Origin of the sequence: Anaerosacchariphilus polymeriproducens, assembly GCF_003363435.1 — a bacterium.
GTDB classification, from domain to species: Bacteria; Bacillota; Clostridia; order Lachnospirales; family Lachnospiraceae; genus Anaerosacchariphilus; species Anaerosacchariphilus polymeriproducens.
In genome coordinates, this window is sequence record NZ_QRCT01000014.1 from 106,885 (window position 1) to 123,331 (window position 16,447).

Annotated in this window: 14 protein-coding genes; all 14 read right to left on the reverse strand. The window is 34.1% G+C overall.

What is annotated here, in order from left to right; all coding sequences use genetic code 11:
- Positions 1 to 77: 77 nt before the first annotated feature.
- Positions 78 to 599 carry a hypothetical protein gene (locus tag DWV06_RS05905; protein WP_115481254.1) on the reverse strand — a complete coding sequence of 174 codons (522 nt, stop codon included), beginning with the start codon at positions 597 to 599 and terminating at the stop codon, positions 78 to 80.
- A 10-nt stretch (positions 600 to 609) separates the two neighbouring features.
- A complete protein-coding gene (locus DWV06_RS05910) occupies positions 610 to 2,427 on the reverse strand; it encodes an SAM domain-containing protein (RefSeq protein ID WP_115481255.1) in 1,818 nt (605 codons plus the stop codon).
- Positions 2,428 to 2,478: 51 nt separating this feature from the next.
- Entirely contained in the window at positions 2,479 to 7,035 is a 4,557-nt protein-coding gene (gene essC / locus DWV06_RS05915; protein WP_115481256.1) for a type VII secretion protein EssC, read from the reverse strand.
- A 23-nt stretch (positions 7,036 to 7,058) separates the two neighbouring features.
- Positions 7,059 to 7,307: an EsaB/YukD family protein gene (locus DWV06_RS05920; RefSeq protein ID WP_115481257.1), complete on the reverse strand. Its 249-nt coding sequence runs from the start codon at positions 7,305 to 7,307 to the stop codon at positions 7,059 to 7,061.
- An 11-nt stretch (positions 7,308 to 7,318) separates the two neighbouring features.
- On the reverse strand, positions 7,319 to 9,688 hold the full coding sequence (locus DWV06_RS05925) for a leucine-rich repeat domain-containing protein (RefSeq protein WP_115481258.1): 2,370 nt from the start codon (positions 9,686 to 9,688) through the stop codon (positions 7,319 to 7,321).
- A gap of 13 nt (positions 9,689 to 9,701) precedes the next feature.
- Positions 9,702 to 10,733: a hypothetical protein gene (locus DWV06_RS05930; RefSeq protein WP_115481259.1), complete on the reverse strand. Its 1,032-nt coding sequence runs from the start codon at positions 10,731 to 10,733 to the stop codon at positions 9,702 to 9,704.
- A gap of 43 nt (positions 10,734 to 10,776) precedes the next feature.
- Positions 10,777 to 11,577, reverse strand: coding sequence for a leucine-rich repeat domain-containing protein (locus DWV06_RS05935; protein ID WP_115481260.1), 801 nt, complete (start codon positions 11,575 to 11,577; stop codon positions 10,777 to 10,779).
- Between the two features lie 21 nt (positions 11,578 to 11,598).
- Positions 11,599 to 12,390 carry a leucine-rich repeat domain-containing protein gene (locus DWV06_RS05940; protein WP_115481261.1) on the reverse strand — a complete coding sequence of 264 codons (792 nt, stop codon included), beginning with the start codon at positions 12,388 to 12,390 and terminating at the stop codon, positions 11,599 to 11,601.
- Positions 12,387 to 13,664 carry a hypothetical protein gene (locus DWV06_RS05945; RefSeq protein ID WP_115481262.1) on the reverse strand — a complete coding sequence of 426 codons (1,278 nt, stop codon included), beginning with the start codon at positions 13,662 to 13,664 and terminating at the stop codon, positions 12,387 to 12,389. Before DWV06_RS05945 ends, DWV06_RS05940 begins: the two co-directional genes overlap by 4 nt.
- Before the next feature lie 12 nt (positions 13,665 to 13,676).
- On the reverse strand, positions 13,677 to 13,985 hold the full coding sequence (locus tag DWV06_RS05950) for a hypothetical protein (protein ID WP_115481263.1): 309 nt from the start codon (positions 13,983 to 13,985) through the stop codon (positions 13,677 to 13,679).
- Entirely contained in the window at positions 13,969 to 14,625 is a 657-nt protein-coding gene (locus tag DWV06_RS05955; protein ID WP_115481264.1) for a DUF5081 family protein, read from the reverse strand. The genes DWV06_RS05950 and DWV06_RS05955 overlap by 17 nt, the downstream gene beginning before the upstream one ends.
- 11 nt (positions 14,626 to 14,636) lie before the next feature.
- The gene (locus tag DWV06_RS05960) at positions 14,637 to 15,386 is read right to left on the reverse strand and encodes a hypothetical protein (RefSeq protein ID WP_115481265.1); all 750 of its coding nucleotides are present in this window, start codon (positions 15,384 to 15,386) and stop codon (positions 14,637 to 14,639) included.
- A gap of 18 nt (positions 15,387 to 15,404) precedes the next feature.
- Complete coding sequence (locus DWV06_RS05965) at positions 15,405 to 15,743, reverse strand: hypothetical protein (protein WP_115481266.1); 339 nt, start codon at positions 15,741 to 15,743, stop codon at positions 15,405 to 15,407.
- Positions 15,744 to 15,765: 22 nt separating this feature from the next.
- Positions 15,766 to 16,447: PP2C family protein-serine/threonine phosphatase (locus tag DWV06_RS05970; protein ID WP_147289837.1), on the reverse strand; the 682-nt coding region annotated here is incomplete at its 5' end.

Here is a 16,447-nt window from a genome sequence, read left to right on the forward strand (position 1 = left end):
TTCATAACAATTTATGCTGACCAAAACCAGTATCCATTCAAGACTCACAAGCACTAGTATCCTCATTATGTTTTATATCATTTTAATATTTTTGATAAAATTTTACCATTATAAGAGACACCCCATCCATTATTTTTATCTATCGTAAATTTTTTAACTTTTTCTATATTGGGTAAAATCACCTCATTATTTACTAAATATTTTATAACATCATCCAAAACTTCCAAGCTTTCTTTACCTTCTCCAACTATCGAACTATATGCATGACTATTTGCCAAATCATATACCTTTTTCAATATAATATTGGCATCATCACCAACACCCTTATATATTTCTTTTAATTTCAAATAGTTTTCATAAGATAAATGCTCAAAATCTGATGATTCATAATCATCAAATTCAAATAAATATTCAGGAATGATTTCAATTACTTCATCCATCCATATATCCCACAGTTCTAAACTTGTTATTTGCCAATACTTTTCTAAAATAAAGCTCCAATCTTTATTAGGATATTTAGTTAATAAGTATTCTTCTAAACACATTATCCCATATCCTATTCTTCCTGTAATTGATATGTTTTTTAATTCTTCCATCATATAAATTCTCCTATTCTCCTAACCATCCAGAATAATTCTCTGCAACTCTACCTTTAAAAGTATATGTACAGTTCTCACATGCAACTTTAGATGCACCAAACTTACTATTTGTTGTATGAATTGTTCCCATATAAAGATCTTTTAATTTTGCCCCATCATTCAATGCTTGATTTACTGCATCAACTTCTGCACAATTTCCTACTGTATATTTATTTAACGATTGTTCTGGCAAAATGCCTGAGGTATTACTCTCTCCAAACAATATAGGATTTTTGTTACTTCCACTAATATTTATACCATTATTTCTTCCAAAATAATACTTACCTGTAGTTTCATCATAAACAACACATGCCGTATTAAACTTGTCTCGTTGCCTTTTAGAAATCTTTGATAATTTCTCTCCCTCGCTTTGAGCCCAGTTTTCTACTTTAGTTTTTAATTGTGTGAACCTACTCCCTACTTCAACAAAATCATCAGCCGACTTCACCCCAATCTTAGCCAAATCTTCTGACGATGTAATCCCAAGCTTTGCCAAGTCATCCATCGAAGTAATACCAATCTTCTTCAATTGTTCCACGGAAGTGATACCCAGCTTCGCAAAATCGTCTGCGGATTTCACTCCCAGTTTGACCAGGTCGTCTATGGAGTTGACTCCGACTTTGGCTAAATCATCAAGGGAATTGACTCCAACCTTTAGTAAGTCATCCACGGAAGTAATACCCGCTTTAACAAGATCATCTGTCGAACTTAGACCAGCTCTCAACAGGTCATCTACACAACTTGCGTTCTTTAAAACACTAACTTTTCCACCCATCGCTATTTTTGCTGTTTTCCCCAGTTTGTCTAAGCCTTTAACGCCCGCTATAGATCCAATCGTATATCCGACTGCATAAAAGATACCTTCTTCTTCTACTGAGTCCATGATCTGCTGCCCCAAAGCTGGTATCCATTCAAGACTCACGAGCACTTTTGCTGTTTCTACCCCTTGATTAAAAACATGAGAAGCCCACTTTGGCGGAGATATATCCAGAGGTTTGCATACACCAATGACAACCGCTGAAGCCGCAAATGCCACTAATCCGCCTACCAATGTTATAAGGCCTACGACCGTATCCCATAACGCTTTCGCGACACCTACTACAATATCTACTACAGCATCAACACATGTACCGACAATTCTTTTAAACCATTCCAGATTCCCTTCATAAGTATATAACAATTGTCCTGCTTTTGCTGCATAAGTATCATCCATATTTTCAAAAGGAATCACTTTCGTTTCATGAAAATTGTCCAGTTTGTTCATTTGCTGCTTCAATGCATTATAACTTGCAGGTACTACGGTATTGAAAATCTCATCTATTTTTCTGCCGTTTCTTTGCTGTTTCTTACGTTCTTCATCGTCATCGGTATCAATTACATCATTATAATTGTACCCATACCCGTAATTATTATAGAGTACCATTGCTTTTAACGAATTTATACTATCTACTTCACAGCTGATCTGATATTTATTCCACCAAATATCATTTCGGTCTACACGCATCATACTTCCTTTATCCTTAGGCTGCATAATATCCTGCATGTCTTTGTTATAGCCTTGGAATAATTCGTAAAGGTCTTTGATTTCCTCCTTACATTTTTTTATGTCTTTCTCTAAATCCTCCTGCGTATCCAAAATCGCATCAATAGACTTTCCTTCACAGTTTGTCAACTTCTTACATACAGTTCTTAATACTGTTTCCATTGTTGTAACTGCCTTTAGGTAACTATTTAAATCGTTTTCAATTGCTTCTGTTCTTTCAAAGTATAATTTTAAGTCTCTCTTCATAAGTAAGTTTCCCCTTATTAAATTCTTTTGTCAAAAAATAGTTGTAAAATGTTACTCTATTCCCTCATAATCAACCACCTTAACTTTCTCCATTTCTCCTTCCTGTATCAAATAGCCTTCCATTCCTTGAAGTGGTGCTGTATTTTCACGTAACGTCTTAACGGAGAAGTCATACATCTTAACAAGATTCAGATTTTCAAACATCACCATTGTTGATTCTGCTCGTATTAATTTAATAGATTCCGGTGTTCCATAACCTGCTACAATATTTGGAACATCTGAGAATATGAATAGGACTCGGTACTTCTTTAAGTTTTGTACAATGTTTTTGAATAAATCGTTCGCTTGGAAGTTCTCTTCAAATTCTTCGAAAACATCTGAGTTTTCCAATAAAATTACGATAAACTCCGCATCCTCAAGTGATTCCGGATTTTCATAAAGTTCTTTTTTCCTATTCTCTAATATCTCTGCGACTTCGTTTAAAATACTTTCTATATCTCTTGGATTAAAGGAATATTTTACGACACTTTCCAAGTTTTCCATCGCTTGAAGCTGTCTTTGTACACCATCGATAACATATATTTTAGAAGAAATCTGGTTATTTTTGTTGTTCAAGTATTCAATTAAATAGCGGACCAAATTGTAACGCTTCTCTGCATCTCTACCCATAATTCCAAAGATACCAGCTGTAAGCATTTTTACATACTGCATTGAAATGGTAGAAAAATCAATTGCAAACGGAATTTCATTTCTATGTTCCTTCATATCGCCTGCGAATCTCATTAATTCGTTTACATTCAATACTTTTGGTACTTCTGGAATCGGTTTCGCAAATTGGTTTTCATATTGTTGATTCATTTCTTGAATAAACTGAGCAATCTTCTCATTACGTATAAATTCTTTTTCCCCTTCTACACATAATGCAGTCTGGAATTCAAGAATTCTCTTATCCATCATAAACAAGCCGCGCCCTTCCGTTTCTCTCGGTTCCATTTTGCAGCGTTCAAATAGGCTACTATAATCACCTTTTTCATTTTGCACCAATGAAAAACGAGTTCCAAAGTTGGCCATCATCTTGTAATTCAGCGCATTTGATTGAGAAGACGTTAAAATCAGATTGATACCAAGGCTTAGTCCTTCCCGGGAGATCGCCATGAAATTTTCGAAATAATCTTGATAATACTCTTTAAATGCTACTACATTATCTACAAAAATCAGTACCTGCGGCAGATCACTATACCCTGCTTCTTTATAAGCACTGAATGTACCTACATTTTTCTCCAGCAATGCAATTTTTCTACTTACCATTTCTTCATCCATCATTTTGATAAAGTTCTTAATTCGCTCTTCTTCTGAAGAGAGAATGACCCCTCCGACCTGATGTGCCTTTTCAAATACTTTTAATGCCATAGTACCAAAGTCTAAAATATAGACATTTACCTCTTGAGGACTATAGTTTTCTACTAGAGCGTATAATATCGTCTGGAGCATTGTGGTCTTTCCTGTCATCGCAGAACCGGCAATAAAAGTGTTACTGGAAGATATATCTAAGACTACCTCTTCCTGTACCTGCATTTCAGGGTCATCGTAAATACCAATATTGAGAAGAATTCCTTGTTGTAAATCCTTTTTGACCGGTTTTAATTCTGATAAGAAAATCTGGGTCTCTAATGGTTTTAGACAGATACCGGAAAGCAGCTCTATTTGATTATCTTCACAATAATCATGAAGACTTTCAACGATCGCATCCAACTGTGTAATGGCTTCTTTATCTTTCTTCTTATTTTTATTGGAATAAATAACTTTTCTTCTTCCACCAAAATCTACCATAGAAAGCTCGAACTCGTTGGTCACTTCTGCAAAACCTGAAACACTTGCTCCACTATATGCTGATTGGAACAATTCAAATATTTCATTATTACCAACTTGAAGATAAGCTCGTCCGGGCTCAACAATCTCAGCTGCCAGACCGGTTTTTAACACTTCATTACTGTCTTCCTTCGTCTGTACTTTCAAACAAAGTTTAAATTTCGAGTTACTCCAAATCTGTGCGTCTACGACACCGGAAGGTTTCTGTGTTGCCAAAATCAAGTGTACACCAAGACTTCGTCCAATTCTGGCCGCACTGATTAGTTCTTTCATAAAATCCGGATATTCAGTTTTCAACTCTGCGAACTCGTCCACGATGATAATCAAATGGGGAAGCGGCACGCCGCCTTTTCCACTCTTGCACAACTTAATATATTGATCTATATGATTTACATTATATTCCGAAAATACAGACTGTCTCTTTAATAATTCTGCCTTAATGGATTTTAGCGAACGGTCTATTTCCCTTCCATCAATATTGGTGATCGTTCCCATCAAGTGAGGAAGCTGCTTGAACTGATTCAACATACCTCCTCCCTTAAAGTCAATCAAAACAAAACCTACATCATATGGATGGAATTGTATGGCCATCGACAAAATATAACTTTGCAAAATCTCACTCTTACCGGATCCTGTCGTACCCGCTACCAAACCATGTGGTCCATGATATTTTTCATGAAGGTCTAAGAATACAAGTTCATTTTTCATCCTTACACCTAATGGTGCTGCCATCGTCTCATATACCTTAGAATTCGCCCAATTGGAGCCATAATTGATATCTTGTACACTAAAGATTTTTAACATTTGATATAACGTAATATTTTTGGTCAACTCACTATCCAGATTCACTTCTTTGATATAAATCGGACTCATTTTTCTGGCAAATCTCTTGATTTGCGTATCCTCGACACTTTCATAAATAAAGGAATCAATATCCTGTGCTTTTTCTGCTACGATCCGTTTTCCTTCCTTTTCACTGACTAAGCGGATAACTTCCTTACAGCCATAAGGAAGAAACTCTTCGTACTCCGTAAAAAACACAAAGGTAAAACCACATTCGTTCGCATTTTTTATGTATTTCGAAATTGGATGATCCAAAATTGCCTGTGTATCATAAACAAAAACAATATACTTGGTATCAAATGTTTTCGAATTGGATTTTTCACCACCATTACGATTGGTAATAATGTTATAAATGAATTCTAATAAAACGTTTTTACTCTCTTTATCACAAACAATATTTCGTCTGTCATATTGCTTGCTGTTTACATGAAGAAGCCATTTGATCCATTGGTAGTTCTCAATTTCATCTCCTTCAAATATGTAGAACAACTTCACTTCGTTATGGTAATGACGGGTCACAATGTCTACCGTAAGTGTCCGTCCAAAGTTCCATAACCATTCTTTTTTCCCAACCACACCGATTGCATTATTACTATTTAAATCGGTCACTAATGGCGCATCATCCAGATATTCATATTCTTCTTTCAGTTGTTCCGGTATTTCCTGTAAAGGATCTTTTGTATTTTTCTTTTCTTCCTCATGAATGGATATTTCATAACCGGACTTTCGACATCCATGACCGATACGGACTTGAAGGAAATCTTTATGCTCCATATCTTTCTCAAATAATCTCTTATCAAATTCCTTTACTAGACGGAGATTCTCATTTGTCTCTAAATAAGTCTTTTCTAACAGCTCTTTTTCTTCATTTTGCTTTTTCTGGATATCAGACTTTTTCTTTTCGATATACTCTGCATAATCTTCTTCCCGTTCTTTTACTTTCTGCTTGTAATCCTTCTTATCGGTGATCATTGTAATAATCGTCGTCAATAATCCGACTCCTACCATTGCTCCGCTATAAATTACAAACATTCCGCTACCGCCCATCATAGAACGCAGTCCTACCATAATAAAAAGGCTGAGAAGTAACGGCAATACTCTTAAAAATGGATTTTTATTGGGTACATCCGGCTTTGCATCAACTGATAAGATATCAATCTTTTCATCAGGAAGTTCATATTGAATTCGAGTGTTTCTTATAAAATATGGATATTCCATATGGTTTTGGCTTTCCAAATGAATTTCAAACGGAAGTGTCGTCTTTAATCGCTCCTGGTCGCTTGTAGTATATAGCTTCCCACCTTTAAAGTAGAAACTATAACCGGATAACATAAAGAAATCATATTCTTTTATCAATGTTTTGGAACGAATTATGGTTCCATTTACATAAACACCGATTCTTATCCCTTTATCATCTACCTCTAGAGAATCACCATTTTTCCTAACCTCAATTGACTCCTGGCCTACCAGTTCATCTTTTAAGAAAATATGGCAGTCTTGTCTCCCCCCAATTTGGAATTCATTCACTTGTGAAATGTCAATTTCACATTGGTAATTTCTGATTTCTTTATCAAAATCAATGGAAAACAATAACTGAAATAATGGAATACTTCTTTGGGACTTTATCCAAAGTTCGTCCCCATGTCTCATCTCTCTTGAATACAACTTCGCTATTTCATCCTGGGTAATGAACGTGTTTTTTTCGTCTTCTACCGCCCAGCCTGTATCTGTTTTACGTATTTTGATAGAAAACTCTTCGAAAAAGAGTTCCTTTCGAAAACGTATATCACAGCCTTTGATATTTCCAATTCGAATAACAGGCTTGCTCTCTTCGGTTAATGTGAACTCCTGATACAAGTTATTTCCTGTTAAAATTATCTTATAATTTTCCCTCATAGTTTGCTCCGCTTTCTTTTGTATTAAATACGAATAATAGTTCCATTTACAATTCCACACTCTTCTAATTTCTGAGTACTGGTAAAAAATCCAATGGGATGTTCTGTTTTTAAATGACAGGTATTAATGTTTGATGTATCCTGTTCCAATTGAAAGGCTTGATTGACTGCACACACAAGTTCATATACAGAAATATCAAGAGGTACTTCTATGTCCACAACTTGATTGTATTTTGTTAAATTTAACTCCACAATAGCTTTGTTCGGTTTCATCCTTTTTCCTCCTATTTCTCAACAAGATTTAATTTCAGATTATTCTTAAAGTCGGGTACGACCCCGTTAGCCACATATACTTTCTTCAAATTTTTACATCCTTCAAAAGCCATCTCATCCAAATCTGTCAGACCACTTGACAAACTGATGCTGCTAATTGCATCACACTGATAAAATGCACGATAATCAATTTTCGTTAATTTGTCAGACATCGTCACACTTACCAAGCTGCTGCATCCTGAATATGTATCTTCACTTATTTCAACGATACTTTCCGGAAGATAAATTGCTTTCAATTTTTTACAATTTAAGAATGCTCCTTTTCCAATGGTTCCGATTGAATCATTTAAATTCATTTGCTCCAAAGAAGTACATTCTGCAAAAGCGTTTTCTTCTATGGAAGAAACGGAATCTGGAAGGCTAATCGTTTTTAAGCCCTTGCAACCATAAAAGGCTTCTTTTCCAATCTTACTTAAACCATCTGAAAACTTAATCTTCGTTAAATTAGTGCAATTATAAAAAGCTCCTGCTCCTAAAATCTTTACACTTTTGGATAATGTGATATTTTGTACCGTTTGATTATCTGCGAATGCACCGCCGATGCAGTTTACTTCTTCAGGAATCTTTACTTTTTGTTTATTTCCATTATATTTATAAAGAATATTGTCCCCTAGAATTATAAAATCCCCTGTCTTAGATGCAATCCATTGAGTATCTTTAAATGCATCTTTCCCTATTTCTGTAACACTCTTAGGAATTTTTAACTTATTAATATTGTTACAAGATAAAAAGGCATTTTCTCCAATATAAGTAACACTATCCGGTATGCTGACATTTCCCAGATTTGAACATCCCTGGAATGTATTTTCTTCTATCCTCTCCACACCAATTGGAATTGAAACGGCCGTTAAACTATTGCAGCCTTTAAACGCACTCTCTCCAATCGTTCGCAGACTGGTCGGAAGTTTAACTGTCTGTAAGGAACTACACCCTGCAAAACCTTCCTGCTCTATATCAATTACCGTCTCCGGAACCGTTATTTTTCTAATTAATTTATTGTTTTTAAACGCCGAACGAGCAATTTTAACAATATCATTTGGAACCTTGACATTGGCCTCTTTCCCCGTATATCCAATCAATATATTATTATTTAGTATAATAAAACCATTTACTTCTTTCATTTCTTTAAATATTCGTGCTCCTCTTAATGGTGTCAGAGCTAAAGTCTCCTTAAAGTGTTCATACTTATCTAAATATTCTTTCCATGCCTTTTTATATTTGGGATAATAATTGTTAACAATAAATTCTGCACATTGGAAAGCCGATTCTTCTTGCTTATTCGCACCAAGTTCAAAATAATTGTTAGCAGTAACTGTCTTTTCACCCGATGTTAACTGATAATCGATATGTAATTTATAATCATTTTTCTTTCCATTTTGAAATTTCCCCAATACAATGTCACTCTGCACTTTGTTTTTTTCAAACGTTCCATTAATCGTTAGGGAATATCGATTCTTACTTTTCCCATTGTCTAGTGTAAGATATAAATCACTGGTTCCATATGATTTTTCTTTATCATAAAAAGTTCCACCCAAATTTATTTTGGTAACAGCTCCTTTATAATTCGCATAAAGGTAGCATTCCGTTTCCCCAATTTGATCTGCATCATTTATATAAAAATTGATTTCTACATCCTCTAAAAGTAAGAAATCTTTTTGATATTTCGTTATTTTTTTCAATACAGTTCCTAAGTTTTTATCTGCATCCATCGTTTCAGATGCACTCTTAAGAAACTTTTCTACTTCTTCTTTCTTTAAAATTACTGTTATTTTCTTGAGTTCTTTACTTTTTCCTTCTTTATACTGTTTCACTTTTCCACCTTTTTTGACATTAATATGTTTTATGGTGGACTTCCAAATAGTATGTAAATCTTTATTTAAATTTTTGATGTCTAAAATCACATTATCTTCTTGATACTGCTTCTGAAAATCTACATTTAAATCTTTTGTCAGTTGTTCTCTAAGTACCGTTTTCTCAAAACCAAAGTTTTCTATTCCTCCCTGAGGTATGCTTATTGTATACTGCTGTGCATTCTGTCCTGCGATTATGGAAATCTCTTTTTTCGTATTCGGAAAAAAACAAAGTTTCGCTTCTTCCCAGTATTGTGTATCTTGTCCTAGTTTATCACGATTTTTACAAGTCAGATTCAGCCAGCTGTTTTCATAAACTTTCTGTTCATTGTTCATTATTCTTTTTAAATATAATTCCGGGCTTACCCTGTATAGGATATCTGTTCCCCAAAACTTATTAATTATAAAGATTATGCCTGCTATGACGAGTACCGGTAACAGGATTTTACCAATTGTTTTTAATATTTTCATAACGTACCTCTATCTATCTTATTCCAAAATCAAAGACACCTTCATGTAGTATTGTAATTTCTCCATCGATAACATCTTTTCGATATAACTGTTTCTTCTCATTAATACCATAACTGTAATTTTCATCTTTCACAATTACTTCCGTAGTATCTTTCTGAGTGGTATTCATAATAAGATCATCTTCTAAATATCCGAACTTAATTAAATCAACATTTCCAGTCATGCTTTTCCAACTGTTTTCTTTTTTTGCAGAAAGACTTAATACATTACTCTTTATCTTTTGAGGGGAATCTTCCTTTTTTAAATTTACATGATACAGCTCTTTATTCTCTTGTAAAAAGTAAAAGGTATTACTTTCTTCAAATACTATGCACTGCGTTACCTTATTTCCAACTAATTGCTTGTTTTTACGATTCCAGCGCACCAATTCCCCTTCTTTATCCAGATACATAATCGTTCCTATATCTGTTATATAAAGAAGTTTATTAATGTCTATATTTTCGTCTATTATCATGTTCCCTGTATCTTTTACCTGTATTAAATTTAATGATAATTGGTTTTGTAGATTGGTAATAACACCTATGTATTCGTTTGAATTGCTCATTATCACCTGTACAATCTGCCCCTTCAAATCCAAAGAAACTTCCTTTTTTCTTCCTTCTAGATCACTTAGGATATAGTTTCCATATTCGTAACTTAAAACTCCCTGATTGCTAACTGCCAACATAGCTTTTCTATCTGCTGTCACTCTTTCATTATCGCAATATACTTCATGATATTGATTTTCAAACCAGAGATGTGTCGTGCTTTCGTAATGTTTTAATACTTGTATCAAACATATCACACTTAATACCAGTCCCACTGAACAAATACCAAATACTTTCAAGTACTTACTTTGGACCGGTTTTTCATGAACTATTTTTTCTGCATGATTGGATTCTGCATGATTCTCTTCTATTTTATCTTTCGGTTCTTCCGTAGAATATCCACAGATTGGACATTCTGTCCGATTTCCCATATCATAACCACATTTTAAACATAGCATATGACCATTTCTCCATTTCACAATTATTCATTCTTATCTCTATTTATTCTTCAATTGCCTTGACTTCTGCTTTATATTCGTTTAATGCTTTTTTATAATACTCTATACTTTCTTTGGGAACATAAAAAGTTTTTAAAGAATTACATTTAACAAATACTTTTTCCTCCATATTAAGTTTCCGTGCGCGAATCGTAACTTCCTGTAAGTTAAGGCAAGAAGAGAAAGCTCCTTTTTCAATTACCTTTACACTTTCGGGCAAATCAACTTTTTTAAGACTTTTACAAAAACTAAAAGCAGCTTCCTCAATGAAAGATAGTTTATCTCCAAATTTCAATTCAGCAACACTTGTAAAAACAAATGCACCGTTTCCAATTCTTTGCAATTCATTTGAAAAAGTAATTCCCTTTAGACTCTCGCAATAAGCAAATGCAGATTTATCTATCTCTTTTACAGAATCCGGCATAATTAGATCATTTAAATTCTTACAGGATATAAATGCTCCTTCCCCAATTCTAGAAACCATATATTCTTTATTTTTATAAGTTGCCTTGACAGGTATTGTGGAAGATTTAATCTTTTTACTTATACCCTCTTTATTATCTTCGCCCTCTACATTTGTCAAGCATATCTCACTAGAAGCTAAGATTTCATAAGCATATTTACCATCCCAAAAATCTATCTTTTTGTCTGGCAATGACATTTCTTCTGTTACTTCATTCGACTGGTTTTCATTGTTATCGTATACGAATGTTTTATTTAAACTAGAATCTTTTGTATGGTTAGTCTGACAACCAACTAAAAAAACACCGGCAAATGTAAGAATAACATAATTTCTTATTTTCAATATCAAATGCCCTCCTTCAATCTACTCTTCAATTGCCTTGACTTCTGCTTTATATTCGCTTAATGCTTTTTTATAATACTCTACACTTTCTTTGGGAACATAAAAAACTTTTAGCTTCTTACAACCATAAAAAACATTCTCTTCGATATTCAATTTAATAGCCCGTATAGTAACTGTTTCTAAATTTTTACACTCTCCAAAAGCATAAGGTGTTACCTTCTTTATACTCTTTGACAGGTCAAGTGATTTCAGTTTTGTGCAACATGCAAAACCATTTTCATCAATTAGAATAATATTATCTAAAGTGATAGCACTGACATCTGCTCCAGAAAATGCACCATATTTAATCTCTTCTAAATTCTTAGAAAACTGGATCTTTGATAGTTTCAGGCACTCTGCAAATGCATTTCGGTCTATTTCACGTATACTATTCGGCATATTTACTTCTTCAAGATTAGTACATAAATCAAAAGCTCCTTCGCCTATACCAGTTACATGATATTCTTTCTCTTTATTTTTTACATATTCTGGTATTTCAGCAATCTTTATCGATTTGCTTGTACCATTTTTGTTATCTTCACTTTCAACATTTGTAACCCAAACTTCATTATCACTTATTATTTGATATGCAAAATTTCCTTCCCAAAAATCCATCTTTTTATCTACAAAAGTTTTTTCTGCAGGCGTTTCATTTACTTCTTTAACAGTATCAAGAGAATTTTCTTTTCCTTGTATTGACTTATTCTGATTTCCTGCACAACCGGTTAATAATATTCCAACTAATAGAATCACTCCTGATTTCGTCACTCTCATTGTTCCATAGCCTCCTTCATCATTTTCAAATATTCATTATATGCATTTGGAAAACACTTCTTTAACATTTCTATATCAGATGTATCTTGTGTTAATGTAATCTCTGTAAAATGTGCAAAGGCCTCTTTATTTAATCGATCCATATCCGGTCTCTTTACAATAGACCCATCCGCTAATTTTACATCTTGATAATTCCAGTAGGAAGTGCTATGTCCATAACCTCCTGCCGTTTCATTGTTATTATATACAGCCCTCATAATATCAGTAAACTCTGATACTTTTGCTGAGTCACCTGCTTCATTAATTATGTTAAGAATTGCTAAATTTCCTGATCCCTTCCCTTTAAAGATAAGCGAATCCTGTACCAATGCATCATAAAACGACTGTCCATGATCACCTATCGAAATATATTCTAACGAAGCCGACCTCACATCTATATTACTATTAATATCAACAGCATTATTATCAAGCCAATGCGAATACTCATGGAACCATGTCGTATAAGGATTTCTAGGGTTGACCGATTCTTCACTAATATCTATATAAACCCCACTGGAAGTACTGATATAATGAGCCGTCTTGGTATAATCATCATCCATCACGATCCAATATGGAGAAAGTCGATAGTATGAATTACAAATGTTCTTTATTGTCTCGGTATCAAAATCCTTTAAAGCAGTATCAACTGCCGTACTGTTCAAAGATTCCCATAGTTTTCGATCAATTTCTTTCATATCTTCAAAAGGTATTTCATCCCTCCATGTGCCCAGATGCTCGTCCATAGCTTCTTCTAACTCTTTTGAGATCACATCCGTATCCAGCTGTGACATCTTAGATTCAAAATCTGCCAACAGCTTGCTGTCAATATATAAGTCTTTTATTACATCAAAAATTGAGGTGAAATCATTTGAGTTGATAGTTGCTGCACCTTTCGTAGCAATTTTAACATTTTGAGGATTTAAATTGTATATTGATTTTACATATCCTTGAATTTGCTGATTAAACGGTTCGTCTAGCAGTTGAATGATTTCATCATGAATTTTCTCACTGAATACTTCTAACTGTTTTTCAATATCTTCTACTTCCTGAATAGCGGATTCGGTTAATGTACAATTAACCACCCCCACATCTCCCAGTGATTTTGCCAAAACATCTGCATCCTCAGCTTCTCTTAATAAATTACGCAGACTATGAAACGCATTGTCATAACTCCCATTATTCCAATGACTTTTTTGTTCCTTCCAATTTTCATCAGTACTCCTTAATGTCCTCATATCAATCTCCCTTTATTTGGCCAATGTTGAAACAGAATTTCCACTTGCTCCATCAATTGCCTGCGACTCAGCATCAGTCAAATTAATAAAATTCATAGTCACATCACAAAAATCAATTACTAGTTTCAAATGCCCTTCCAGCGGTGTGAAACTTTCTGTTAAGCCTGTAGAGGCGGCCCCTTTATAATTGCTCTCAATGGATGCTTTTAAATCTTCGGTCTTTTTTACAATATCTGTAAGATTCGTTTTTAACGTTTGAAGCTGAGAAATTCTTTGTTGTAAATATTCAGAATCGTATGAATTTTTATTTCCGTTGCTCATAGGAATTCTCCAATCTCATTTTATTTTGGATTTCACTTTGTATCATTTCTCCAGTAACTTGTTGCAACACCCCTAAGTTGATATCATACCGGTAATCTTTCTCCCTATGGTTAAAAAATAGGATTCCGTTTCTTTTTTTAGATTGACTTGTATCGCTGTTATCAATAATGTCAAACAAAAAACCTGTTTCCGATTCTATATAATACATTTGAAAGATATCTCTTCCTGATATCTGTTTCTCTATAGGTTCTCCTAACTCCTTATTCTCCTGTAAAAATGGATATTTTTCTATTAGATAGTTCACGATAGAATCTGTCGCGATCGATTCGAAATAGTAAGAATCTATATCTTTTTTTTGTATAATAACTGACTTTTTTTCATCAACCAGACCTATCCACATCCCCTGTATGCAAAGATATTTCTTAGCCTTTTTATACTCAATTAATCGCGAAAAAATGAGGGCACCTTTTATTGTAAAAGTATCATGATTTGCCAAAATTCCCTTTTGTATCAGATTGCTCTTTCCTTCCAATATTAACTCTTTATCTTTTTTAATATCAAATGGTACTCCTTCCGGAATACCCATTATTTCGCTATTATCTATTCCACGGTTCAACACCATAATTTCATTTAATGTCATCTGATACCCTCCTAACGAATTAAACTATTAAGATTTCTTACTTGACTCGAATTTCCATAAAAACTTTCAGTATCTTGTTCTAACATTTGGATATGAGTTTTTAAAGCTTCATAAAAATACTTAATATCATCTAAATATATTTTAAAAAGTTCCGCTATTGCTATTGCTTTAACTTGAGTTTCCCCTTCCCATTTACCAGTATTAGCACCTAAATCTGTATAAAATTGATTGATTTCACTCAAAATTTTACTGTCAAAATCTTTAATAATATGATCTAACTTACTTACTGTGTCTGCAATTCCATCTTTTATTTCCACTAATTCAGAAGATGCTGTTTGATTAGGTCCTCCCCTTAACCATTCTGCAAAATTCTTACTCATGTTCTCGATATTAAATGCACTTTTTTCTGCATTATCTCTATCTTCTTTCAAATTGTCGGGTGGATAATTCTCTGCTCGAGTACTTTCCCAATCTATATTCCCATTCGTATCATATTGAAGGTTATAGCCGTTCTCTTGTGCAGACTTTTCGATATCTTCCGTTGATTGGTTCTGCATCTGTGATTCCCATTGCGCATATTCATTCTTATAAGCATCGTATTTATCTTTTGCATTCTCTGAAATAGCGTCGCTGATTTTTTCACCGGTCTCTTCAATCTTATCCGCAACATTTTCTCTTACTTCATTCACATTTTCTACTACATCTTCCACTACCTCTTCCACTTTGTCTTTCACCTTATCAATTACATCATCTAACCCCATATTATCTTCCTCCTATTATTAGATTCCGCCTTCTGCTGCCTCTAAAGCTCTCGCTACTTCTTCCCAATGTTCTGCTCTGATTCCTGCATTGACACCACATTGAACTACCTCGCTGGTCATCGTGGTACAATACCCCTTCAATACCTCATATTTGGTCTTCCATTCTGATATCGCCTGTTTATAAGAATCTTCATAATACATTCCTTCCAGTGATGTACCTGCTTCTGGTGGATTACCTAAAGCTACATTGTTGATATTCATTTGATATTCTGAGTTTATAGTTGATGCATGCTGTTTAAATTCCACTTCTGCTTTCCGATATTTCTGTGCCATCATTCTTGCGTAAGCTGCTGTCATTCGTATTCCTCCTATTTTTCTGTCATATTTCTATCACATCTGCAACCAAAGAAGTAATATTATCGGTTTCACCTTTTCCTTGTACCAAATAAATCATGTCCCGCAATATCCTTTTCACAACATCCGGATCTTTTCTTCGTAATGTTGCTACATAACGTTCTAACTCTTTTTCTGGCAGCAAATGGTACATCCCATCACAACAAAGAAAGAATGTATCACCATTTTTTAACCTTCCCTTATTGCGTTGTATCTTAATTGTCTCAGATGTCCCGATACATTGGTATAGTATGTGTTTATCAACACCCATACGAATTTGTTTTTCTGTCAAAACATTTTGCTTATTCTTTAAATTGGCCAAAGTATGATCTTGTGTAAGCTGCTGTAATGTAGTGTTATATTTATAAATCCTGGTATCTCCGACATGAAAAATAAAATACTTTTTATTTATAATTAACAGAACAGACGCTGTCGTTCCTAACTTCTTTTCATTTCTTTCCCCGTAGGTCAGGATATCACGATTCACATCTAACAGGACTTTTTTAACTTCCTTCAATAGACACATTCTGGTATAGATATTATCTCCTTGGTATTTTGAAGCATTTTTTTCAAACCATAAACGGAATGCATCCACTACCTGACGACTCGCTAATTCTCCCTGCTGCATGCCTCCCATTCCGTCACAAAGAACTACCAAATGCATTTGG

Coding starts and splice junctions, on each gene's coding strand:
- essC (WP_115481256.1), bottom strand. CDS start 7,035: ATGAGGGAAAATTATAAGATAATTTTAACAGGAAATAACTTGTATCAG.
- DWV06_RS05965 (WP_115481266.1), bottom strand. CDS start 15,743: ATGACAGCAGCTTACGCAAGAATGATGGCACAGAAATATCGGAAAGCA.
- DWV06_RS05950 (WP_115481263.1), bottom strand. CDS start 13,985: ATGAGCAACGGAAATAAAAATTCATACGATTCTGAATATTTACAACAA.
- DWV06_RS05905 (WP_115481254.1), bottom strand. CDS start 599: ATGATGGAAGAATTAAAAAACATATCAATTACAGGAAGAATAGGATAT.
- DWV06_RS05960 (WP_115481265.1), bottom strand. CDS start 15,386: ATGGGGTTAGATGATGTAATTGATAAGGTGAAAGACAAAGTGGAAGAG.
- DWV06_RS05955 (WP_115481264.1), bottom strand. CDS start 14,625: ATGACATTAAATGAAATTATGGTGTTGAACCGTGGAATAGATAATAGC.
- DWV06_RS05945 (WP_115481262.1), bottom strand. CDS start 13,664: ATGAGGACATTAAGGAGTACTGATGAAAATTGGAAGGAACAAAAAAGT.
- DWV06_RS05930 (WP_115481259.1), bottom strand. CDS start 10,733: ATGCTATGTTTAAAATGTGGTTATGATATGGGAAATCGGACAGAATGT.
- DWV06_RS05940 (WP_115481261.1), bottom strand. CDS start 12,390: ATGAGAGTGACGAAATCAGGAGTGATTCTATTAGTTGGAATATTATTA.
- DWV06_RS05925 (WP_115481258.1), bottom strand. CDS start 9,688: ATGAAAATATTAAAAACAATTGGTAAAATCCTGTTACCGGTACTCGTC.
- DWV06_RS05920 (WP_115481257.1), bottom strand. CDS start 7,307: ATGAAACCGAACAAAGCTATTGTGGAGTTAAATTTAACAAAATACAAT.
- DWV06_RS05910 (WP_115481255.1), bottom strand. CDS start 2,427: ATGAAGAGAGACTTAAAATTATACTTTGAAAGAACAGAAGCAATTGAA.